Origin of the sequence: Bacillus sp. FJAT-27231 (assembly GCF_001183975.1) — a bacterium.
Taxonomy (GTDB): domain Bacteria; phylum Bacillota; class Bacilli; order Bacillales; family Domibacillaceae; genus Pseudobacillus; species Pseudobacillus wudalianchiensis.
In genome coordinates, this window is sequence record NZ_LFZU01000001.1 from 560,070 (window position 1) to 583,888 (window position 23,819).

Consider the following 23,819-nt stretch of genomic DNA (forward strand, 5'->3'; position numbering starts at 1 on the left):
ATGGTCACTTTGCTCCTTGTCAGGTTTCGCTCCTTGAAAGACAAGCGTTTTCAATCAGCCTGATGGTATATAACTATTGATTCTTTATAGTTTCTTGAATATCAATAACGTCTGGTCATCGGTAATAGGATGACCGTCTTGATTCATTAAGCGCAGAAGTGTTTTTGAAAGTTCTCGCGCAGAAAGTGTGCGGTCGGCGTGGAGTAAAAGCCGCCGCAGCCTTTTATTATCATCAGGAGAATTAGAAGCTCGATTTTCTGTTAAGCCGTCAGTATAAAGAAGCAGAAGGTCGCCAGATTCTATATGAATTTCTTTCGTTTCATAGACGGAATTTTCCATGATACCGAGAATGGGATTGTTGGTCGACAATTCAAAAAACTCGCCGGTACGCTCTCTAAATAATAATGCTGGTTCATGACCAGCATTGCTATATGAAAAAATAGAGGTGCGGATATCGTAATTGCCGAAAAACATCGTGACAAAGGAAGAATCACTCATATATTTGACCGCAAAGCGATTTAAGCTTTCCATTACATGATGCGGCTCTACCTTCAGATGGTTAAACTGCTCCATGGAATAAGTCATCATTGCCATTTCAATAGCCGCGGGAACCCCTTTGCCGCATATGTCCGCTACTCCGAACACAAGCTGGCTTCCTTGAAACACGGCCTTATAAAAGTCTCCGCTTAATTTTCGATACGGTACGCTAACTCCACCGAGGTCTATACCTGGAGGAATATGTTCAAATTTCGGAAGAAGAGACTGCTGCACGGTTGCGGCGAGTTCAAGTTCAACATCAACGGCCTGTTTTTCTAACTCAAGCTTTTTTAGCTTTCGGGTTTCTGTTAAGTCTGTAAATGTCGTGACTGTGCCGATAATATCGTCATCTTGTAATAGAGCACGAGCTTCTAAAATAACAGGAAAGCCTGTTCCATCTTTACGCCAGAAATAAGATTCCTGTCTGCGGTTACGGCCATCCAAGCTCGTTCTAAAAACAGGGCATTCCCTAGGTGGTGAAGGGAATCCGTTCTCTTTTTTATGATGGATCAAATAATGGAGTTTTCGGCCCATTACTTCTTCTTCCGTATAGCCGAGCATGCGAAGGGCAGATTTATTAATAAATATCGTTCGGCCTTCACTGTCAAGTCCATAAATTCCTTCTCCTACACTATCAAGCAGCAGCTGATTTCTTTTGCTAAATTCCTTTACTTGCTCAAATGGATGTTCAATGTTGACTTTAAAAATAATGTTCACAAGAAAAAGATAGCCTAATACTTTAAAGACATGACCAGCAAAGCTGCGATAGCCATCAGGAGAATGATAGATGGTCATGAGCCAAGAAGAAAGAATTAAAGAGTAGGAGGAAAGGATAATAAGTAGAAACTCTATCTTTTTTTCTTTTCTGTAAATGGTGAAGGCTTTTATTAAAACTAAAATGTGAATCATGATAAAAAAGTACTCGATTGCCGTTTTAACTAGTGTGGGCCTTCCGTCTTTTAAAAGAAGCGGCAAATGATCGGCGTACAAGATGACGATGATAGAAGTGACAATAGCTAACAGCAGGAAGCCGTTATAGGTTAGCCAGCGCAGTGAGCGCGGGGCGGCCCCTTTACAAGAATAAACTACAATAAAGGTAAGGGAAATAGATTCAACTAGCCGGCCAAGTATCAAAAACCACACTGTTAAGGAAGTAACGTGAATTTCGATAAAGGCTGTCGTTCCATCAAACGTCAAAATGTGCATTAAATTAAAAAAGGCTACAGCGATGAAGGCGCTTGAAAATAGCAGGCGATTCATAGCGAGAGTATGGGTAAAGGCCACCCAGCCATTGCTTGCGATAATGGCTGAGACGGCAATACTCATAAGCTCCAACACTAAATGAATGACTCTGAAATTGCCTTTTAAGGGCTCATATATAGAAGTAAAGAAGTCAAAAAAACTAATGAGCGAAATAAATGAAGCAAGGGAAAACAGGATATAAAGAAACGCTTTTTTTTCTGTCTGTTGTATACGTTTTGGCATCGCCGAACCCCCTTTGCCTACCGATTCATCAAACGAGCGGATGGATCTCTAGCCGCTTGCTGGCACCTTCTGAAAGAACTTGCCCGCGAGTAAATGATACAGGGGACTGAAAGAGAGGTCCGTCATAAACAAATGTATGATATTCCCCGTTTTCTCCAAGTGGGCAAACAGTTTGCTTCTGAATGTTTTTAAAAAAGTCATCATCCAGTTCTTTACCAAGCCACGAGTCATCCAGTGAGTCTTCCCGTATGCGGATAACGGCTGCTTTGTGCCCGGATTGAATAAAGGAGGCAAGCAGGCTAAGGCTGTCTTGTTGTTGGCACCAAAGGGGAAAGATAGCTTCTAATCCAGCAGCGGCGGCCACATTTTCCCCCCATTCCCGATGTCCCTCAAGATAAATGTCCCCAAAAGCGACACTATTTAAATGATGTTGATTTTTTAATTGAATTAAGTCTTGAATAAACGATTCGGTATAATCATCGAATGAACAGCGAATAAAGTGCACAGGAATGGATAAAGAATTACTTTGTTTTTGAATCATTTCTGTTTTTTCGCCATGAGCAAATGTTCGTTCCAGCTCTTTAGGAACCGTTGTAATGAGAGAAACCACTTGATGATTGGCGTCTACTAGTTTTTTTAAAGCCATGCAGCTGTCTTTGCCGCCGCTCCAAGAGAGAGCAATTTTTTTTGCCATTTAGCACACCTCTATACAGGTTGTTTAATCGTTTTGCAAAGGTTGATATATGTTCACTTTCTTCAAAAACGGTTACCTTCACAGCCACTCTGCTTTTTAACAGGGGACGTCTTAAGAGACTTTTCAGAAGTAAAAGGAAAGCTGATTAGTTATTCTCAATTTTGTTTATTTTTCCATCATTGTATCGAAACACGATGGTGAATATTGTCGAATTTTGTTGCAATAACTAAAATAAGCGTTTAGACATGCATCTTTTCGTTTAGATATTCAAGGTTTAAAAAACTTTCGTTGTCCACGATTCGCAGTTCCAAACTTCTGTTGCGACTTGCTGGTAAAACTCAGGTTCGTGGGAGATAAGTAAAATACTGCCTTTATATGCTTGAAGAGCTCGTAGCAGTTCAGCTTTTGCATCTACATCTAAGTGGTTTGTCGGCTCATCGAGAACGAGTAAGTTTGTATCTTTATTAATCAATTTACAGAGACGGACTTTTGCTTTTTCTCCACCGCTTAAGACACTTACCTTGCTTTCGATGTGCTTTGTCGTTAATCCGCATTTAGCAAGAGATGCACGAACTTCATATTGAGTGAAAGAAGGGAACTCGCTCCATATTTCTTCGATACACGTACGACTGTTGTCGGATTTGATCTCTTGTTCAAAATAGCCAATTTCCAGTGATTCACCGCGTTCCACTTTTCCTGACAATGGTTGGATCTCGCCAAGTATACTGCGCAGCAGCGTTGTTTTTCCGATGCCATTTGCGCCGGTTAAAGCAATTTTTTGTCCCCGTTCCATACGCAGGTTCAATGGTTTAGATAGCGGCTCATTATATCCAATCACTAGATTATCTGTTTCAAAGATCAATTTGCCGGATGTTCGGCCTTCTTTAAAGTGAAACTCAGGCTTAGGGCGTTCCTGGGCAAGTTCAATGACTTCCATTTTGTCGAGCTTTTTCTGCCTAGACATGGCCATATTTCTAGTGGAAACCCTTGCCTTATTACGAGCTACAAAGTCCTTGAGGTCCGCAATTTCTTGCTGCTGTTTTTTATAAGCGGCTTCGAGCTGCTGTTTCTTCATTTCGTATACCTTCATGAAATCATCGTAAGAGCCAGCATAGCGGTTTAACTCTTGATTTTCCATATGATAGATCAAGTTAATGACACTGTTTAAAAAAGGAATATCATGAGAGATTAAAATAAAGGCATTTTCGTATTCTTGAAGATACCGTTTTAACCATTCAATATGTTGTTCATCCAAGTAGTTTGTTGGTTCATCGAGCAGGAGAATGTCGGGTTTCTCTAACAATAGCTTAGCTAGCAGTATTTTCGTCCGCTGACCGCCGCTTAAATCGTGGACATCGCGGTCAAGTCCAATTTCATCAAGACCAAGCCCACGGGCGATTTCTTCTACCTTGGCATCAATAACGTAAAAGTCGTTATTTTTTAGCAAGTCTTGGATAGTACCTGTTTCTTCTAGGAGTTTTTCTAGCTCTTCAGGTGAAGCTTCTCCCATTTTGGCGAATAAGTTGTTCATCTCTGTCTCTAAGTCAAATAAATACTGAAAAGCTGTTTTTAGCACATCACGAATCGACATTCCTTTTTGAAGGACGGCATGTTGATCTAAATATCCGACGCGGACATTTTTGGCCCAAGAGATTTTCCCTTCATCAGGCTGAAGCTGCCCAGTGATAATATTCATAAATGTGGATTTTCCTTCACCATTGGCTCCAATTAGCCCAATATGTTCGCCTTTAAGAAGCCGAAAGGATACATTATCAAAAATAGCCCGGTCTCCAAAGCCGTGACTCAAGTGTTCAACTGTTAAAATACTCATTTTAAAACCCTCTCATAATGAAGTGAATTGCTTTTATTTATTTTACTATGAGGGCTTAAAAATAGAAACTGTCCCTTTTTAGGTTAAAATAAGAGGGGAAGGCTATTTTACGCATAGGTTAGTGGAATCAGTAAAACAATAAAGAAAATGGAAACAGCTGAGCCATCAGCAAATTCTTTTCTTTTTGTTATGGATGATTTTCAAATGGGTAAAGGTAGTTATAAACTTGCACGGGAGGTGAAAGAGGAAAGTAAAGAAGGGAATAAGAAAATGTTATTGCCTTTTGTTCTTCGCTTTCCTTGCCGTCTTTGATTATCGTGAATTTTTTGCTTATTGGTGTCCTAATTGCATTCTCCGGCTTTTTCGTATCTTCGGAATTTGCCATTGTAAAGGTGAGAATGTCTCGCATTAATCAGCTCATTGCTGAAGGAAATAAAAAAGCTGCTGTTGCAAAGAAGGTTGTCTCCAGCATGGATGAGTATTTATCAGCCTGTCAGCTTGGTATCACAATTACTTCACTTGGCTTAGGGTGGCTTGGTGAGCCGACTGTTGAGCGGATTCTGCACCCGCTATTTGAAAGAATGAATTTGACACCGTCTTTAGCAGGGGTATTATCATTTATTATCGCGTTCGCTTTTATTACGTTTCTTCACGTCGTAATAGGGGAGCTGGCACCAAAAACGCTCGCTATTCAAAAAGCGGAATGGTTGACGTTGACTTTTTCACCAGCGCTCGTCTTATTTTATCGAGTGATGTACCCTTTTATTTGGCTTTTAAATAGTTCAGCACGCTTTTTTACTGGTTTATTCGGATTAGAGCCGGTATCTGAACATGAAGTGGCCCATTCTGAAGAGGAATTGCGCATTATTTTGACCGAAAGTTACAAAAGTGGAGAAATTAACCAGTCTGAATATAAATATGTCGACAACATCTTTGAATTTGATGAGAGAATCGCCAAGGAAATTATGGTGCCGCGTACAGAAATGATCACATTAAATAAGGATTTAACGTGGGCTGAAATTACTGAAATCTTAAAGAGTGAAAAATATACCCGCTATCCGGTAGATGATGGGGATAAAGATAACATCATCGGGATGGTGAACATTAAAGAAATTTTTTCTTATTATTTAAATAAGAACAACTATGATGAACAGCCGCTAGAATGGTTCGTCAAACCAGTCATTAGTGTTATTGAAACGGTGCCTATTCATGATTTACTGTTGAAAATGCAGAAAGAGCGGATTCACATGGCGATTTTATTAGATGAATACGGCGGTACGTCAGGTCTCGTAACAGTAGAGGACATTTTAGAAGAGATTGTTGGAGAGATTCGTGATGAATTCGATTTTGATGAAAAACCAGAAATACAAAAAATGGCGAACGGCCAATTTATGTTAAGTGCCAGGGTATTAATTTCAGAGGTAAATGATTTATTAGGCATTCATTTATCTGAGGATGATGTGGATACGCTTGGTGGTTGGTTCCTGACACAAAAAATTGACGTAGCTCTAGGAGACACGCTTGAGCAGGAAGGATATCAATTTATCATTAGGGATGTGGATGGGCATCATATTCACATGATCGAAGCTAGAAAAGCTAAAAAAGAAAAGAAGGAATCATGATACAAGATTCAGTTATACAGAAAACCGGCTCCTCTTGAAGAGGAGCCGGTTTTCTATCGGCATATTCAGTCAACAATTCGCTTAGAGCCTAAATATCTCTTTTGGTAGTAAGAGTTGCTTACTTTGTCAATGCGAACACCTTTAGAAGCAGAATGGATAAATTCATTATCCCCAATGTAAAGGCCGACATGTGAAGCGCCCTTGCTATATGTACTAAAAAAAATTAAATCACCTGGTTCCAGTTCACTTTTGCTGATAACTGACCCTTTTTGATACATTTGTGCAGCTGTTCGTGGCAATGAAAGACCGACTTGCTTATGTGCATATTGAATAAATCCAGAGCAGTCAAAGCCTCTCGGCGTCGTGCCACCCCATTTATATGGCGTACCAATATATTTTTTTGCTTCAGCAATGACAGAGTCTGCAGAATAGGCTGCATCTGCTGAATGTACTGGCACTAACAAACTAATACTTAAAATCAAAGAACTCATGATTGCAGTTAACCACTTTTTCATCCTTTTCCCCCTGTTACCCTTCCGCTTCGAAATTATATTTTTTGTTGGAATATGTTTATCTGAGGCTAATATATCAGAAAATTGTTATAAGTGCTGTTACATTTTATCGTATAATATTACAATTGCATTACAAAAGGCCGGGTAAGTACCCGGCCTTTTGTCTATTAATGTATCTGTTTTGTCTTTTTATTAGCCGTTTTAGACTGAGTTTTACTTAAAATATGGTATAAGCTTAGTGCATATTTAGCTAGTTCTTATTTACTGTTTCACTAATGTTTCTAGGATAGCATCTCCATTTTTAGATACACGGACGAGGGCAATATTTTTCTCTTCCCAATCCCTTCCTGTATTTTCAGGGATAAAAAAGTGTTCAATCCCGAGATCAAGGTTCCCATAACTGCTTTTTCCAAGGAGGGTGACCGTTTCATTATTCACGATCACAGGCTGGTTGGTTCCGGTAAAATGAACGGGCTGATAAATGGTTACATCCTTCCCGCGGTAAGAAACGTGTTCTTTCGTTTTCTCTAATTCGACATGAAGCTTGCCTTTTGGAAGGCTGCTGCTATTTTTATTCTGTTCTTGCTGATAAGCACGATGAATAGCATAGTTAAGCTGAACATAGTCCCCTTGCAGCAAGGAACGCGGATCAATCGGTTCAAGTTTAAGGGCAACGAGCTCTCCATTTTGAAGCAAATGTTCTTTTTGCCATGAAGTAAAGCCAATAAAGGAAAGTTGTAGAATCAAAACAATAGCGACACGTTTCCAGTTCCATCTTGTAATATTTCTTGCTGCTTCTGTGTTCTTCTTTCCCCACAAATAAAAGAGGAGGAAAAATAAAGCACTCACAATGAAAAAAGCAAGAGATTTGTGCAAGAGTTTCCAAACGTACTCATAATACTTCCAGATGAGAAAAGCCGTTACAGCTGCCCAGGTGGCCCAGCGATAAAGCCTCGAATGGCTTTTTGGATAAGCTAAGTGAAAGTAGAAATAGGCGGCAAAAACAAGGTGAAGAAAAATCGCTAACGCAATGGACTGTTCTTCCGCGGCGGTCATCGTAAAAAAGTAATAAAGAGACAAAAGATAAGCAAGCAGGCCGATACGCTGTCCAGGTTGGTTTAGAAATAAAATGGCGTTTAGTACACCTAACAAAAGAAAAACGAGATGCATCTTTGCTTCAAAGAGGCCAATATCTGAAAAGAGAGCGATAAATGCACTTACAATAGCACCGTTTGCTGCAACATAATAGAGCAAGGCATCTCTTAGGCGAGAAAAGAAAATGGTCATAGCCGCAAACAGAACGGTTAATAGCCAAAAGAACCATGTTTCTCCATGGGTGTAAGAAAAGAAAAACAAAAAGGCAATCCCCGTCACTTGCAGAGTGAGCCGAACGACAATCCATTCTTTTTTAGAGATAGCAAGACTAGCAGCGATAGCGATAGCTCCGACAAAGAGGAAACTATATTTAAAGGCACCTCCCACACCAAATACAATCGCCAGAAATGAGCTAATAGATGTAATGGCAATGATTGTGCCTAAAAAAGAAAGAATACCGACAAAAAATCTATACGTGTAATGGCTCCATTTTTTATCAGATTCCTTTGCTATTTTTGCCAGCTTCTGCAAAAAGTAAATACTAAAGCCAAATACAGCAATCAATAAAAGAAAACCGGTGTAAAAGATGGATTCCCCAAATACCATAATATAAATGAGAAAAGCATTATACATAACATATACACCGAAGAAAAGCAGGTGAATGGCCATAATCACAGGGTGGCTTCGCCGTTCGTGAATAAATTTTCTCCAGAAAAGAATCATAGACCCGAGATAAATTATATGAAAAGCAAGATACACAACAGAAAGGGTAGAGAACTCAGCAAAAATATGATAGAGAGAATGCTTTATTAACAAAAAGACAGTACAATATTGCGCCATGACTAATGTAAGAAATCCAATTTTCTCAAGCTTCGCTTTTGACAATACATAAAATAAAAAAAGGTGGAAAACAATTAATGACACGTACAAGATCGCTTCCTGGATATCTGAGTACTGAACCCATACACCAACAGGATAAATTTTCATCCAGATGGTTAGTTCTAAGAGCAGGAAGGCCAGCCAGAAAAATGGCTGATATGCCGTAAGAGCAGCAAGCAGGATAACGGGAATAAGCCAAATAAGAAAGAGTAAATAGGAATCGGCATGAGAATTATACGTTTGCCCGATGAGAGCGACGCTGACCCCGAAGGAAACCGCCGAGACGAATAACCACCAATTACTCAAATAGGAAAACGTTGTGCTTTTTTTATAAATAAGTGCCATACCAAAGCTGGCAGCAATCATGAGCATGCTGAGTCCGATTTTTACAGGACGATCTAAAAGCGGCCAGTTGGAGGCAAAAAAGTAAATAACTCCGGCGACTAAAAAAATCAAGCCGAGAATATAGGGAATGTCACCGCGTTTTTGCAACAGCATGACGATCACTCCTTTCTAGATAATAGATAAATATGCTAAAATATTATATTTTTACCAAATATAAAGGAAAAAGAGAAAGAAGTCACGAGTTTTACTAGTTCGGCTAGATGACAGGTAACGTGACCGCCACTTAGCGAAACAATGGTATAATACGAATAGCGTAAAAATGAAAGGATGTTACTATGAGTAAAACAGTCGTATTAGCTGAGAAGCCGTCTGTTGCCCGTGATATTGCCCGCGTGTTAAAGTGCGGCAAAAAAGGAAACGGCTTTTTAGAGGGAGATCAATACATCGTGACGTGGGCACTTGGACACCTCGTCACTCATGCTGACCCAGAGGCGTACGGTGATCAATATAAAACGTGGAACTTAGCAGATTTGCCATTAATGCCAAACCAATTAAAAACTGTGGTGATTAAGAAGACGGGCAAGCAGTTTCAAGCAGTGAAAGCACAGCTGAACCGTAAAGATGTGAAAGATATTGTGATTGCTACAGATGCCGGACGTGAGGGAGAGCTTGTTGCCCGCTGGATTATCGATAAGGCCCATGTGAAAAAGCCAGTAAAGCGTTTATGGATTTCTTCGGTTACTGATAAAGCGATCCGTGAAGGCTTTAAAAAGTTACGAGATGGGCGGGAGTACGAGAACTTATACCGTTCGGCAGTAGCACGGGCGGAAGCTGACTGGCTTGTCGGGATTAATGCAACTCGGGCTTTAACGACAAAATTTAATGCCCAGCTTTCCTGTGGGCGTGTCCAGACACCGACATTGGCGATGATTGCAAAAAGAGAAGAGGAAATTAAACAATTTAAGCCAAAAAGCTATTATGGAATAACAGCGATTGCCGGCGATATGAAGTTAACATGGAAAGACGAAAAGTCAAATGATACAAAGACTTTCTCTGAGGAGAAACGAGATCAGCTTTTAAAGGCAATCCGTGGAGAAAAAGCTGTCATCACCTCTGTCAAAAAAGCGGCGAAAAAGTCTTACGCACCAGAATTGTATGATTTGACAGAGCTCCAGCGTGACGCTCATAAAATCTTTAACTACTCAGCGAAAGAAACGCTGTCTATTATGCAGAAGTTATACGAACAGCATAAGCTCGTCACATACCCGCGGACTGATTCTCGTTATTTGTCCAGTGACATGGCTGACACGCTAAAAGAACGAGTGGAAGCTGTCGAAATTAATCCGTATGCGAAATTTGCTGCTAAAGTCAAAAAGAATGGCATTAAGCCCAATAAATCATTTATTAACGACGCCAAGGTAAGTGACCACCATGCGATTGTTCCTACTGAGCAGACCGCTATTCTTAGTGATTTAAGTGATAAAGAACGAAAGATTTACGATTTAATTGTAAAGCGCTTTTTAGCTGTATTACTGCCGCCGTTTGAGTATGAGCAGACAACGGTGGAGGCAAAGATTGGATCAGAAATGTTTACCGCAAAAGGAAAGGTCATTGCCTCCCTTGGCTGGAAGGAAGTATACGGAAAAGAAGAAGACGATGAGGCTTCACTTCCTCCTGTTAAAGAAGGAGAGGAATGGGAAGTCACAACGTTAACGGCTACTCAGGGTGAAACGACTCCGCCTGCTCGCTTTAATGAAGGGACACTTCTATCCGCCATGGAAAATCCGGCAAAATATATGGAAGAAGAGAATAAGCAGTTAAAACAAACATTGAGCCAAACCGGCGGGCTTGGAACAGTTGCAACAAGAGCTGATATTATTGAAAAGCTTTTTAATACCTTTTTGATTGAAAAAAAGGGGAAAGATATTTTCATCACTTCTAAAGGCAAACAGTTATTGGAATTAGTACCGAGTGAATTACAGTCGCCGGCTTTAACAGGTGAATGGGAGCAGAAACTAGAGGCGATTGCTAAAGGAAAACTGAAATCACAGGATTTTATGAAAGAGATTAGCCATTACACGAAAGCGGTAACGAACGAAATTAAAAACAGCGAGAAAAAGTTCAAGCATGATAACGTAACAGGCAGCCAGTGCCCGGATTGCGGGAAATTATTGCTCGAGGTCAATGGGAAAAAAGGAAAGATGCTCGTCTGTCAGGACAGAGAGTGCGGCTATCGCAAGAACGTAGCTAAATTAACGAATGCCCGCTGTCCGAACTGCCACAAAAAGCTAGAGCTGCGCGGGGAAGGAAAGGGCCAGATCTTTGTTTGTAAGTGTGGATATCGAGAAAAACTGACAGCCTTCCAAGAGAGAAGAAAGAAACAATCAGGAAATAAAGCAACGAAGCAAGATGTGAATAAATATTTGAAAAAGCAATCAAAAGACGAACCGATGAATACGGCTTTAGCGGATGCTTTAGCGAAATTAAAATTGAAGTAATCCACCCGCCTGCAAAGAAAGATTTCTTTGCAGGTTTTTAGTGCTCATTCGTTTGTCCATCAAAAACAATTCTTGTATTTTTTTAAGAGTGCTGTCTATAATAGTTTATTGAAAATTCAAAACTAAGAGGGGGTAGACAAATGCCGATTAATATACCGCAGGAATTACCAGCACGGGAAATTCTAGAGAGAGAGAATATTTTCGTGATGGATGTTGACCGGGCACGCAGCCAGGATATCCGTCCTTTAAATATTTTAATTCTAAATCTGATGCCAGAAAAAGAGAAAACAGAAGCACAGCTTTTGCGGCTGCTCGGCAATACACCGCTTCAAGTAAACGTATCGTTCCTGCATACGGCGACACATGAATCGAAAAATGTAAGCAAGTCTCACTTGGAACAATTCTATACAACATTTGATGAAGTGAAGGACAGACGAGTGGATGGAATGATTATTACCGGAGCCCCAATTGAACTAATGGAATTTGAGGAAGTCAACTATTGGGAAGAGCTCAAAAAAATTATGGATTGGGCGAAAACAAATGTTACTTCCGTGCTCCACATTTGTTGGGGGGCTCAGGCAGCACTGTATCATTACTTCGGCATTGGTAAATTTGAATTGCCGAAAAAGTGTTCCGGTATTTTTAGTCATACAGTCAATGAGCCGACTGTTAAATTAATGCGAGGGTTTGATGATATTTTTTATGCCCCGCATTCTCGTTATACGGACGTAGAGAAGGAAAAAATCAAGGCTCATAAAGATTTACAGCTGCTTGCCTCTTCCGAAGAAGCAGGAGCGTTTATCATCATGTCAAAAGATGAGCGGCATATTATGATTACGGGGCACTTAGAGTACGAAGTGCAAACACTGGCTGAAGAATACGAGCGGGATTTAGCGAAGGGGCTCGACATTGACATGCCAAAATATTATTTCCCGGACAATAATCCGACAAAAAAACCTGTTAACAAATGGCGTTCACATGCTCATTTATTGTTCTCCAACTGGCTGAACTACTATGTCTATCAAGAAACCCCATACGAGTGGGATTGAAAGCGAAAGGGGCGACGCCTGATCTATTCTGGCTAGCTTTCTACAATATTGCTACACTATGAAAGAAGCCTGGGAAATTTCCCAGGCTTCTTTCGTGATTAACGATAAAACTCTGCGCGGCGATCTTCGAAAACAGGAATGCGTTCTCTTATTTCCGGCACTTTTGCTAAATCAATTTCACCAATGAGCAGTTCTTCTTCTTCGCCCGCTTCGGCAATAATTTCTCCCCAAGGATCAATAATCATAGAATGGCCAGCAAACTTATTTTTTGGATCTTCGCCGCTGCGGTTGCAGCCGACAACGTAGCTTTGATTTTCAATGGCTCTGGCAATAAGCAGTGTCCGCCAATGATCTGTGCGGGCAAGCGGCCATTCAGCAGGGATAAACAAGACATTTGCTCCTGAAAGCACATGTTTTCTTAACCACTCAGGAAAGCGAATATCGTAACAGATAAAGGCGGCCATTTGGGCATTTTCTAGTGTGAATAGCCCGTCACCTTCACCAGCCTTCAAAAACTTTTCTTCCTCCATCAAGCGGAACAAATGCAGCTTGCTATATTTTTTTAACAATTCGCCTTGTTTATTTATAACAAGCAGAGTGTTTTCAACACCATTCGCTGTTTCGTTCGCTACGGATCCGCCGATTAAGTGCATTTGGTGCTTTTTAGCTTGCTCTGATAAAAAAGCAATCGTTTGGCTTGCTTCTCTATCTGCAATTTCATCGAGTCTTGTTAGATCATAGCCGGTCGTCCATAGCTCAGGCAGTACTGCTAGTTGACAGCCTTCATTTGCCGCCTTTTGCAGCCATCCTTCTGCCCGTTTATAGTTTTCCTCCGGATGACCGTACGCAATATCCATTTGGATAATAGCCGTTTTTAATTTCATGTCAGCCCCCACATTCCTTTCCGAAAATTCTTACTTTACTTTCTTTCTCTTTCGTTATACCATTATTAACTATAATTTGAAAGCGAGGGCTGCATACATGAAGACTTTTGAAACGGCTAATCGGCTTCAGGCTCTGCCGGAGCAATTCTTCGCTAAATTGGGCCAGAGAATAAATAATGCCTCAGCTGGAGGGCGTGAAATTATAAACTTAGCACAGGGAAGCCCTGATCAGCCGGTATTTAGTCATATAAAAACAGCGCTAAAAACAGCTGTTGATAACCCGGTTAATGATAAATACTCACCCTTTAGAGGGTATAGTCATGTCAAAAAGGCTTGTGCTGAATTTTATCAAAGAGAATATGGCGTCGAGCTTGATCCAGAAAGAGAAGTGGCGCTCATCATTGGTGGAAAAGCAGGACTTGTTGAGCTGCCGCAATGCTTATTAAATCCAGGAGAAGTGGCGCTTGTTCCAGACCCAGGCTATCCAGATTATTGGTCGGGCCTTGCGCTTGCGGGTGCTAATATGCATATGCTTCCGCTTAAAGAAGAGAACGGGTTTCTTCCTCGATACGAAGAGATTCCGAAAGAAGTATTAGAAAAAGCAAAGCTTTTATTTATTAATTATCCTAATAATCCGACCGGAGCAATGGCGGATTCCGCGTTCTTTGAGAAAACAATCCAATTTGCCGATGAACATGGAATTTGCATCGTTCATGATTTTGCTTATGGAGCGATTGGTTTTGACGGCAAGAAACCGGTTAGCTACCTTCAAGTTGAAGGAGCCAAAGAGAATGGGATCGAAATTTATACGATGTCAAAAACGTATAACATGGCGGGATGGAGAGTTGGCTTTGCTGTTGGCAATCCAAGCGTCATTGCTGCTCTAGAGCTGATTCAAGATCACTTGCACTGCAGTTTGTACGGCGGCATTCAAGAAGCTGCAGCTGCAGCCTTACTCGGGCCGCAAGACGAAGTACATAAGCAGGAAGCCATGTATGAAAGGCGCCGTAACCTTCTGATTAGCGGTTTGAATGAAATTGGCTGGAAAGTGACAGCACCAGAAGGATCATTCTTTGCTTGGCTAAAAGTGCCAGAGGGATACACATCGGAAGAATTTAGTGATCTTTTGCTAGAAGAGGCAGGCGTAGCAGTTGCACCGGGGATTGGCTTTGGTGAGCTTGGGGAGGGATACGTACGTGCTGGTCTCGTAGCCTCTGAAGAAAAAATTAAAGAGGCGGTCCATCGTCTCGCTCAACTTGAAATTTTTAAAAAGCAGGTTGACAGCCGATCATAAACATGCAATAATTCGAATGAATTGAAAAACTAGTTCGTTCATTCAGAATACAATTAACCTTATTTTAGACACATAAAGTCTACTTAAATTGAATAGAAACGATGTCTTATCAAGAGCAGGTGGAGGGACAAGCCCTATGAAGCCCGGCAACCGACTCGCATATAGAATGCGAGCACGGTGCTAATTCTTGCAGCGTCAGCTGACAGATAAGAGAGTGGAATAGTTCGCAAACCTCTTCTTATCTGAAGAGGTTTTTTATTTTGTCTTGATCGTTAGAAAGGGAGGAATGGGAAATGACAGTAATCAATCAAAGGAAATTCACAAAAGAAAGTGTATTAGAATGGACGGTATCAGCAGAAAGCTTTTTACAAACAATGAGTGTTCAGCCAAGTGAAAGGATTTTATGGCTAGGAGAAGCTTTGTCTCCTGCCTTAACAAGCCTCACAACGGAAAAAGCGGAGATTACGACGATTTCTCCTTTTCTTTTCACTTCCAACGAAGAGCAGTTTGATGTCGCTGCCGCTCAGCTTGACATCCATTTTCTTGATGAAGGGGAAGCGTGGTTGAGAAAAAGCTTTCACTTGTTGAAGCCGGGAGGTCGCCTCGTCATTGATTTGGCTGAAACGGCTACGTTGCAGCATGCAAAGGGAGCAAGGTATGTAAGAAATCTCCCAGATTATTGGGATTTCTTAAGAGAAATCGGTTTTGAAGCAATTTTTGTTCAGCAAATAACCGCCCTCTCTCTTGCTGAAGCTGTCGAACAGGGGTGGACAGAGCTGATTGACGGAGCTGCTTTTCCTGCTGCGGTGAACCGTTTTATTGTTTTGAAAGGTTAGTAAGATAACGAGAAGTAAAATCGACGAGCGGACGGATCTGAATAAGCTTGCAAGGTGATTGGGCAACCATCCCATTTGTTACGGCAGCTTCTTTCTCGAAGGCTCGGCCAATATCATTAAATTGTTCGGAGTTTTCTTCAAGTTCCATATATGTTTTCCATACTCGCTCACCGTTTTCCATCATAGCTGAACCTTGTTTAAAAGCTTTGCGCCCATCATTGGCGCGGAATTCGCCAAGGTGCATCGCTGTACATGTGCTGTAGTCCGTGCCAATGAACAAAATAGAGGCATCAAGGTCATACAGCCGCGCAAGTGGAGATTGTTCCCCAAAAGCAAAATTAATCGAATGGTTATCAATGATAAAGGAAGCGTATTTCCCCCAGGCAGCAAAAGAAGCGGAAGGGTGCAGACTGCGCTTTACATCTGGAAACGTACGAAATGCTTCTGCGATCCGGCCCATCCCAATAGTTGGGGTAATATCCGGTAAATAAGCAGGCATGAAATAACGGATACCGGGCCACCATTCTTCTGGAACAGGAGGATTCTGCCAATACTTAGGGTCAGAATTATGAGTCGTTTGCGTCGGCATGACGATGGTGCCATTATCCGTAACGGCTGCCATCAAGGCTTGAATGACAGTAATTTCTCCCCCCGCTATCCACCCGAGTGATCGCAGGGAGGAGTGGACCATCAGAACTGTATCCGGCATAACTCCAAGAGAATGCAAATCCTTTTTTAATGTTTCGGTTGTAATAAGGGATGTTGTTTGACGAACTAAATGGCTGCCTGTCATCGCTTTTCTCCTTTATTTTTATTTATTTTCCTTCTATTATAAAAGATCAAAAATTGCATGCATAGAGCTGTAACAAAAAATGATCTTTCTCTACTTTTTTCTTTCTTCTCTGTTTAGTATGATGAGAGAGACTACGACGAAGAAGGGTGAAAGCTAGTGAATGAACGCCGTGTATTTTCTCGAACCATTCCTTATGATAACGAAAAATTTTTTGATCAATATAAATGGTTAACCAAGAATGAGACTCATCATGTATTGCTTGAAAGTGGGAGGGGTGGCCGTTATAGCATAGCCGGACTGGCACCTTTCGCGGTTGTTTTTTCTAATAGAAATGGTATTGAAATACAGACCGCCGAAAAAACAGAAGAAAGAACAGGATTGCCGCTATTAGAATTGGAGAGCTGGCTGAAGACGTTTGAGATCCCCAAACAAGAGAGGCTGCCCGACTTTCAAGGCGGGGCTATTGGGTATATTAGCTACGATTACGCTCGTTATATTGAAAGATTACCCGAATGTGCTAAAGATGATCTTGATCTTCCACTTCTTTATTTTCAAGTGTTTGATGAATGGGCTGTATTTGATCATCAAACAACAACGCTTTGGCTGCTGGCTATTGAGAAAGATCAAACAGAGGCAGAAAGAAAGCTCAAGGAAGCAGAAGATAAATGGATGGCTGCTATTAAGGAAGAGGAACAGGCAGCTGGGAAGGTCGTTACAGGTGAATTGAAAGTGTCTTTTTCAGAAGAGGCTTTCCAGGAAGCAGTAGAAAAAACAAAGCAATACATTGCTGCTGGAGATGTATTTCAAGTGAATCTATCTGTCCGGCAGTCTAAGCCGCTTTCTATTCCGGCAATAGCTGTTTACGAAGAATTAAGACAGTTAAACCCATCTCCTTATATGGCTTATATTCATACACCTGATTTTCAAGTTGTGTCTGGATCACCCGAACTATTAATTAAAAAGGCTGGAGAAGAATTGAGTACGCGGCCGATTGCCGGTACCCGCTCACGCGGGAAAGATGATGCGGATGATTTAAGGCTGGCCTCTGAGCTGATTGAAAATGAAAAAGAGCGGGCGGAACATGTGATGCTCGTTGATTTAGAGCGAAATGATTTAGGCCGGGTGAGTGAGTACGGATCGGTTGAAGTAGACGAATTTATGGTGATTGAAAAGTACTCACACGTTCAGCATATTGTTTCCAATGTCCGTGGAAAGCTGGCTAAAGGAAAAAGCAATACAGATGTGATTCATGCCGTGTTCCCAGGTGGAACGATTACGGGAGCTCCAAAAGTGAGAACAATGGAGATTATCGAGGAGTTGGAACCAGTTAGACGCGGTTTATATACTGGCTCCATTGGTTGGATCAATTTTAATAAAGATATGGAGCTAAATATCGTGATCCGGACGATGATCGCAGAAAATGAAATGTGCCACATTCAAGCAGGGGCGGGGATCGTCATTGATTCTGATCCGCAGAGTGAGTATAAAGAATCTCTGAAAAAGGCAAGAGCTGTTTGGAAAGCAAAAGAGTTGGCAGAAGCAAAGTGGACACCTGTTGGAGCAGGAGGAGGACGTTTATGATTTTAATGATTGATAACTATGATTCTTTTACTTATAATCTTGTTCAATATTTAGGGGAGCTAGGCGAAGAGTTGATCGTCAAAAGAAACGACGAGATTACAATAGAAGAAATAGAAAAAATGAACCCCGATTTCTTAATGATTTCACCGGGGCCTTGTACACCAAATGAAGCGGGAATCAGCCTGGAGGCTATTCGTGCATTCGCTGGCAAAATCCCGATCTTTGGCGTGTGCTTAGGCCAACAGTCGATCGCTCAAGTATTCGGGGGAGAGGTGGTTAGAGCAGAGCGGCTTATGCATGGCAAGACTTCTCCGATGTTTCATGATGGCCAAACGATCTTTGAAGGGCTCCCTAATCCATTTCCGGCTACACGCTATCATTCCTTAATTGTTCAAAAAGAAACTTTACCAAGCTGCTTTGAAATTTCTGCTTGGACAGCGGAAGGAGAGATTATGGCGATCCGTCATAAAGAATGGCCGATTGAAGGAGTTCAATTCCACCCGGAATCGATCATGACGTACGGCGGAAAAGACATGCTCCGAAGCTTTATTCGACATTATCGGAGAGTGCAAGTGGAGGCATGACATGTTTATTTATGTAAATGGCGAAATGATACCGAGAGAACAAGCGAAAATCTCTCCTTTTGATCATGGGTTTTTATATGGGCTTGGTGTATTTGAGACATTTCGGATCTACAATGGCCATCCATTTTTGCTTGATGACCATTTAGAACGCTTGAATCGCAGTTTACGAGTACTCATGATTGAAAAAGAATTTAACCGTACAGAAACAGCAGAGCTGCTGCAAAATCTGTCAGAGGCTAACGGCTGGGAGCATTCTTATATCCGTTTTAATGTTTCGGCTGGAGAAGGGGAGATTGGCCTGCAGACAGGTGCTTATGAAAAGCCGAATGTCATTGTGTTTCAAAAGCCGCTTCAGTCTCCTGGAGAATTGCTAGAAAAGCAGGGGAAATGGCTTGTTACGAGACGTAATTCCCCTGAACTGAAGGAGAGGCTGAAATCCCACCATTATTTAAATAATATAGCAGGAAAAAGAGAAACAGGAAGCGATGGGGCGATTGAAGGGATTTTTCTTAATGAAGCGGGAGAAGTGGCTGAAGGAGTCGTTTCTAATCTGTTTTGGATTAAAGAAAATACGCTATATACCCCTGCTGTAGAGACGGGAATTTTAAATGGGGTCACTCGGCAATACGTAATCCATACTGCAAAAGAAGAAGGACTAAAAGTGAAAGAGGGTTCCTTCTGTCCTGAAGCAGTCGAAACAGCTGACGAGGTATTCTTTACGAACTCAATCCAGGAAATTACCGCCGTTCATCAAATTGATCATCAGACCTTTCCAGGCAAGCACGGAGCCTGGACGAATAAACTCTTTTCTCGTTATGCAGCCGATCGAGAAATTCTGTGGAGCAGGCAAGAAAGATAACGCACCAGCATGCCAATTGAATAATGATTTAACAAATAAAATAGCCCTTTCTAAGAAAGGGCTATTTTTCATCTTAGGGGTGCCAGTGGGGCAGGGCACTCCCGCTTTCTTCTATTAATAACGGTCGTGGTGATCTAAATGGTCTGTTGAGTCGTCATCGCGATATTTGTTTAAAAGAGGATCACGATCGTTCAAGTCGTAATCTTCTACTTCAATATCGCCTTCTTTTGCAATGTGAGCTTCTTCGCGTTTAACCGTGTCACTCACTGTTTCGGTATCCTGCACTTTACGTTTGCCGATAACAAGTTCCTCTGACACGACCGGTCTTTTTGTGACTTCAACACGTTCCTCGGTAATTGGAATGCGAATCGTATCGTCATCGCCAACGATCGGGGATGAATCTTGTGCTGAAACAGCATCATCTACAGGACGGCGTTCTACATAGACTTCGTCCCGCTCTACGTTGACGTTAATTGTCCGCGGTTCTTCTACAACATCTTTTTCTACATACACTTCTCCTTTTTGAACCCGCTCTTTGTCTACTTCTAGACGTTCCTCGCGTAGACGAAGGCGCTGTTCATCAGTGAGGTCTGCATTTGTATCCAGGCCAGTTGTATCAAGATTTGATAATCTGTCCGCTTTTACACCTTCTACGTAGCCGTCTGCGGTCGTGTCATTCATGCCAATTGTGTTAGCTCCAAGGTTAGGATCTGCTTCATTCGTTAAGGTACGGTTACGATACAATTGATCATATTCTCTATCTACATATAGAAGGATTTTTCCGTTGTTGATATCATTGCAATAACGATCAACCTCCATGTCGTTTAATCCCATATTGCGTAATCCGCCTCGTACCTCGTCTTCTCCAGACAAGAATGCCATGAATTTGTCCATCCAAGAAGCGCCTGTGTCTGCAGATTCTACTTCAACTCCTGTCCGGCCTCTTACCATTGAAATGTTGTCTGCATCTTTCGCTACCGCATAAATATCTGCTTCTGCATAACCTTCTAATTTTAGTTGCTCGATTTTATCAATAACCTCTGCTTGATTATCAAAAACACCAATAAATTTTTTATCGTTATTCATAGTATAACCTCCTAGTATAAAATAAAGTTCTAATGACTCATAGTTTTTTAATACCCTTTGTGATATAATTAAAACTTTAAATTAATTTACAAATAATCCCTGTGGAGCGGCTGCTGATTAGGTGGAAATAGTGAACCGTCTGTGACCCTCTCCGTCTTCCTATTCAGCTCGTCCTGTTCTTGGATCCGCTGTCTTCTTTCGGTTTCTTCTTTATCAGGAAGGGGAGCCTCCTCTAAACTTGCGGCTGTTTCATTGACCGAATGGCCTGTTGCTTCATCGTCTGCTTCATCCGCTACGAGCAAAATTAATTCTTCCTCCAGGCTTTTGTAGTAAGCTTCTGCATCCTCTTCGGATAATCCAAATTCAAGTAAGGACTCTTTAACGGGTTTTTCTTTTGTAAACATTGCTTTCACTTTTTCAGCTAGCGATGGCCCAGCAGAAGTGACCTCTGCTCCTGAACGGTTTTGAAGCATCAAATAAAGATCAGCATCTTTTGTCACTGCGTACAGTTGATCCGTTGTATACCCCTCTACTTTTAGCTCTTCAATTCGTCGAATGGCATCAATTTCGCTGCTACATAAACCAATGACTTTTTTATTGGACATATTTAATCCTCCTAATGTTCATGCAGGGTCATCACTTTAATCAATACCCGTTGACTATAGATAAAAACATGCAAAAAAAAGAGGAAGAACAGGAAATGATAGGGAGAATGTCGAATGGAAATAGGGAATAGGCTGGAAAGGGGAGAAAACGATGATTGACACAAGTGTGAAGACGGCAGATTTATGTGATGACTTTTCGGAAGAATTGCAAGTATGTTATTTGGAGCTAAAGTCTTACGGCGGAAAAAGACGTTTTTCAGGCCCGATTTCTACGGTGAAAGTATTTGAAGATAATGTGCTTGTTAAAAGAGCGCTGCAAACCATTCCAGAGGGGCATGTATTAGTAGTAGACGGGGGCGGATCAAAACGATGCGCACTTCTTGGCGACCGCTTAGGGGAAATTGCTGAAGAGCGAAAGTTGGCTGGTGTCATCATTAATGGCTGCGTACGTGACACGGCTGAACTAGCCAAATTGGACGTTGGGATTCTCGCTCTAGGCAGCAATCCGTTGAAGAGCATTAAAAGGGGAGCAGGAGAAGAAAATATCTCCATCACATTTGGCGAAGTGAAGTGGATACCTGGACACTATGTCTACGCGGATGAAGATGGAGTAGTCGTAGCTGAAAAACCTTTAGTGAAACAATGATAATAAAAAGGACTGTCTAATGTAATAAAAAGACAGTCCTTTCAGCCTGTTGTCAAACGCTTGTTTTCTTCGTTGATCGTGACCTGATAGTCACTCCGCTCCTCGTCAGGTTTCGCGCCTCGAAAGACAAGCGCCCGCTTTTTTACTGTGCGGGCGTATTGTCTTTTTGCCGGCCATATAAGATGAACATATAATAGTAGAAAGCGGCACTTGCCAAGGAAAGAAGGGCAATAACAGAAAACGTCCAGAAATAACCGATCCAAATCGTCATAGGTATTGCCACAGGAGCAATCATGCGTCCCATCGTATAACGGAGGCTGGCAGCTGCAAAGTATTGTCCCCTCATGTGCTCCGGAGCAAGTACAGAAATAAAGCTTTGCTGCAAACCGACAATTAATAGCTCCCCAAGAGTAAAGACGATCATTGCTAGAACGAAGCCCCAAAACCAATCCGTTAATCCAAACATCCACATTGAAACCGCATACAAAATAGAAGAAATAGCAAATACATTTTTTTCGTGAAAGCGAGTGACCCATTTAGAAACCAGAACAGTGAAAAGGGCTACGAGAAATCCATTTTCAGAAACGAGAATCCCAAAGGCTTTCTCCCCATTAATCGATACGATCCAATCACCAAGCGAAAAAATCGTTTGAACATCGATGGCTTCCTTTGTATAGACGGGAATAAGCAGATCGAGCTGCATAAAGGTTTGTGAGCTTAAGATTCCTGCAATGATAAATATCATGAAAATCTTATCTTTCACAATAATATGGTAGTCCTTTATTTGCTCTACAATCACACCAATCCAATTTTTGTTGGCTAAGTTTGTTAACGAAGCATTCTCAGGAACTGTTTCATCTGTCCATTTAAAAAGAATAAAAGATAGTAAGAAGCAAGTAAACGCGGCAAACAACATGAGTTCAAATCGATAGGTAAAGAAGAAAATGCCTCCTAGAATCGGTCCGATGACGACCGCAATATTAATGGACGTGTAAAAAACAGCAAAGACATCGCTGCGATCTTTCTCCTCTACAACATCAGCCACCATTGCCTGGCTAGCTGGCCAATAAAGGGCGCCAAACACACTTGCGACTGTAAAAGCGAAAAATCCAATTAATGCCGACTCATACCAAGGTGAATTAGCAAAAGAAAAAAGCAGGAAGGAAAGCCCTTGTCCAAAGGAAGACAACACCATCATTCGCTTTCTGCCAAAGCGATCTGCACAATAGCCGCCGATTAAGTTAGCGATGACGGAGAACACTTGCGAAAGAATTAAAAGCAGCCCGGCTTTTCCTTTTCCGAACTCCTCAGCAAAATAAATAGCAAGAAAGGGAAAAAACATCCAGAAGGTAATGTTCATAATGCTTTCCCCAATGAGGCGGACCTTTAAGCTGTGATCCCATTCTCTTATTTTCATCAGTCTCTCTCCTCAATTGTGACAATACATTTACTATACACAAAATATGGAAAAGGATGAAGAGAAACGATGAGATAAAGATAAAAAGTTTTGATTAGTCTCTTACTGGATAAACCTTTCGCTGGTTTAACGCTGAACGAATTTTAGGAATAACAGCAAGAGATACAACGGTTATTCCGAGATCAAGCGGAAAATAGACAGCCATCCAAGACCAGGCCATTGCATAACTAAAGTCACTTGGTGCTTCAGCCCACCATTTGAACGCTGCGTACATGTAATTTGTACCGATGACATAATTTAAGAGAATAGCAGCTGCACCGGCATAGAGGTAAGCTGTTTTTTTGCGTGAATGTCCAAGAACCTTGCCTGTCGCATAAGCAACGAGAATAAAAGAAAGGATGAATCCAAAAGTGGGACTGAAAATACTTGCGGGTCCCCCTTTAAATTGGGCGAACACGGGTGCGCCGGCAAGACCGATAAAGAGGTAAGCAGCCATGGACAAAGAACCAAGGCGGCTGCCGAGCAATCCACCGGCTAGGATGGCAAACATTAATTGCAAAGTAACAGGAACACCGCCGATCGTTAAAAAAGGTGATACATTTGCTCCAACAGCCATAAGGGCTGCAAAAAAGGAGCAAAGAACAATCTCGTAAGCTTTCAATGATTTTCCTCCTCTTTTATAAAATA

At 41.5% G+C, this 23,819-nt stretch carries 20 protein-coding genes and 1 riboswitch; of the genes, 9 read left to right on the forward strand and 11 right to left on the reverse strand.

What is annotated here, in order from left to right:
* Nucleotides 1–84: 84 nt before the first annotated feature.
* The 3 genes from AC623_RS02610 to AC623_RS02620 form a co-directional block, all read right to left on the reverse strand.
* The gene (locus AC623_RS02610; RefSeq protein WP_049660291.1) at nt 85–2,022 is read right to left on the reverse strand and encodes a SpoIIE family protein phosphatase; all 1,938 of its coding nucleotides are present in this window, start codon (nt 2,020–2,022) and stop codon (nt 85–87) included.
* A gap of 28 nt (nt 2,023–2,050) precedes the next feature.
* A complete protein-coding gene (locus AC623_RS02615; protein ID WP_049660293.1) occupies nt 2,051–2,716 on the reverse strand; it encodes a diphthine--ammonia ligase in 666 nt (221 codons plus the stop codon).
* Nucleotides 2,717–2,990: 274 nt separating this feature from the next.
* Nucleotides 2,991–4,547, reverse strand: coding sequence for an ABC-F family ATP-binding cassette domain-containing protein (locus AC623_RS02620; protein WP_049660295.1), 1,557 nt, complete (start codon nt 4,545–4,547; stop codon nt 2,991–2,993).
* Nucleotides 4,548–4,855: 308 nt separating this feature from the next.
* Between AC623_RS02620 and AC623_RS02625 the strand changes: the two genes are divergently transcribed.
* Entirely contained in the window at nt 4,856–6,169 is a 1,314-nt protein-coding gene (locus AC623_RS02625; protein ID WP_049666180.1) for a hemolysin family protein, read from the forward strand.
* Nucleotides 6,170–6,234: 65 nt separating this feature from the next.
* Here the strand turns inward: AC623_RS02625 and AC623_RS02630 are convergent, their stop codons facing one another.
* Complete coding sequence (locus AC623_RS02630) at nt 6,235–6,684, reverse strand: C40 family peptidase (RefSeq protein ID WP_049660297.1); 450 nt, start codon at nt 6,682–6,684, stop codon at nt 6,235–6,237.
* A 258-nt stretch (nt 6,685–6,942) separates the two neighbouring features.
* Nucleotides 6,943–9,153 carry a GDYXXLXY domain-containing protein gene (locus AC623_RS02635; RefSeq protein ID WP_049660299.1) on the reverse strand — a complete coding sequence of 737 codons (2,211 nt, stop codon included), beginning with the start codon at nt 9,151–9,153 and terminating at the stop codon, nt 6,943–6,945.
* Nucleotides 9,154–9,335: 182 nt separating this feature from the next.
* Between AC623_RS02635 and AC623_RS02640 the strand changes: the two genes are divergently transcribed.
* Both AC623_RS02640 and metA read left to right on the forward strand, forming a co-directional pair.
* Nucleotides 9,336–11,498: a DNA topoisomerase III gene (locus AC623_RS02640; protein ID WP_049660301.1), complete on the forward strand. Its 2,163-nt coding sequence runs from the start codon at nt 9,336–9,338 to the stop codon at nt 11,496–11,498.
* A gap of 140 nt (nt 11,499–11,638) precedes the next feature.
* Nucleotides 11,639–12,547 carry a homoserine O-acetyltransferase MetA gene (metA, locus tag AC623_RS02645; protein WP_049660303.1) on the forward strand — a complete coding sequence of 303 codons (909 nt, stop codon included), beginning with the start codon at nt 11,639–11,641 and terminating at the stop codon, nt 12,545–12,547.
* Nucleotides 12,548–12,645: 98 nt separating this feature from the next.
* Here the strand turns inward: metA and AC623_RS02650 are convergent, their stop codons facing one another.
* The gene (locus tag AC623_RS02650; protein ID WP_049660305.1) at nt 12,646–13,431 is read right to left on the reverse strand and encodes a carbon-nitrogen family hydrolase; all 786 of its coding nucleotides are present in this window, start codon (nt 13,429–13,431) and stop codon (nt 12,646–12,648) included.
* A 97-nt stretch (nt 13,432–13,528) separates the two neighbouring features.
* On the opposite strand from AC623_RS02650, the gene AC623_RS02655 reads away from it, so the two are divergent.
* On the forward strand, nt 13,529–14,725 hold the full coding sequence (locus AC623_RS02655) for a pyridoxal phosphate-dependent aminotransferase (RefSeq protein ID WP_049660307.1): 1,197 nt from the start codon (nt 13,529–13,531) through the stop codon (nt 14,723–14,725).
* Between the two features lie 103 nt (nt 14,726–14,828).
* Nucleotides 14,829–14,938: riboswitch (SAM riboswitch) on the forward strand.
* 80 nt (nt 14,939–15,018) lie between these two features.
* The gene (locus AC623_RS02660) at nt 15,019–15,561 is read left to right on the forward strand and encodes a methyltransferase domain-containing protein (RefSeq protein WP_049660308.1); all 543 of its coding nucleotides are present in this window, start codon (nt 15,019–15,021) and stop codon (nt 15,559–15,561) included.
* Here AC623_RS02660 and AC623_RS02665 read toward each other — a convergent pair.
* A complete protein-coding gene (locus tag AC623_RS02665) occupies nt 15,542–16,354 on the reverse strand; it encodes an aminoglycoside N(3)-acetyltransferase (RefSeq protein WP_049660309.1) in 813 nt (270 codons plus the stop codon). The two genes, AC623_RS02660 and AC623_RS02665, sit on opposite strands and share 20 nt — an antisense overlap.
* Nucleotides 16,355–16,510: 156 nt before the next feature.
* On the opposite strand from AC623_RS02665, the gene pabB reads away from it, so the two are divergent.
* From pabB to pabC, 3 genes are read left to right on the forward strand one after another with little or no spacing between them, the layout of a single operon-like run.
* The gene (gene pabB, locus AC623_RS02670; protein ID WP_049660311.1) at nt 16,511–17,935 is read left to right on the forward strand and encodes an aminodeoxychorismate synthase component I; all 1,425 of its coding nucleotides are present in this window, start codon (nt 16,511–16,513) and stop codon (nt 17,933–17,935) included.
* Entirely contained in the window at nt 17,932–18,519 is a 588-nt protein-coding gene (gene pabA / locus AC623_RS02675) for an aminodeoxychorismate/anthranilate synthase component II (RefSeq protein WP_049660313.1), read from the forward strand. The genes pabB and pabA overlap by 4 nt, the downstream gene beginning before the upstream one ends.
* 1 nt (nt 18,520) lies before the next feature.
* Nucleotides 18,521–19,378 carry an aminodeoxychorismate lyase gene (gene pabC, locus AC623_RS02680; protein WP_049660314.1) on the forward strand — a complete coding sequence of 286 codons (858 nt, stop codon included), beginning with the start codon at nt 18,521–18,523 and terminating at the stop codon, nt 19,376–19,378.
* 114 nt (nt 19,379–19,492) lie between these two features.
* Here pabC and AC623_RS02685 read toward each other — a convergent pair whose 3' ends face one another.
* Nucleotides 19,493–20,464, reverse strand: a complete 972-nt coding sequence (locus AC623_RS02685) for a YsnF/AvaK domain-containing protein (RefSeq protein WP_049660316.1) — start codon at nt 20,462–20,464, stop codon at nt 19,493–19,495.
* 86 nt (nt 20,465–20,550) lie between these two features.
* Nucleotides 20,551–21,069, reverse strand: a complete 519-nt coding sequence (locus tag AC623_RS02690) for a general stress protein (RefSeq protein WP_049660319.1) — start codon at nt 21,067–21,069, stop codon at nt 20,551–20,553.
* 151 nt (nt 21,070–21,220) lie between these two features.
* Here AC623_RS02690 and rraA point away from each other — a divergent pair, with 151 nt between their 5' ends.
* Complete coding sequence (gene rraA / locus AC623_RS02695; protein WP_049660321.1) at nt 21,221–21,715, forward strand: ribonuclease E activity regulator RraA; 495 nt, start codon at nt 21,221–21,223, stop codon at nt 21,713–21,715.
* 142 nt (nt 21,716–21,857) lie between these two features.
* On the opposite strand, the gene AC623_RS02700 is transcribed toward rraA, so the two are convergent.
* Nucleotides 21,858–23,132 (reverse strand): MDR family MFS transporter, encoded by a 1,275-nt coding sequence (locus tag AC623_RS02700; RefSeq protein ID WP_049660322.1) that lies wholly within the window; start codon nt 23,130–23,132, stop codon nt 21,858–21,860.
* Nucleotides 23,133–23,226: 94 nt separating this feature from the next.
* Entirely contained in the window at nt 23,227–23,793 is a 567-nt protein-coding gene (locus AC623_RS02705) for a biotin transporter BioY (protein ID WP_049660324.1), read from the reverse strand.
* Nucleotides 23,794–23,819: the final 26 nt, after the last annotated feature.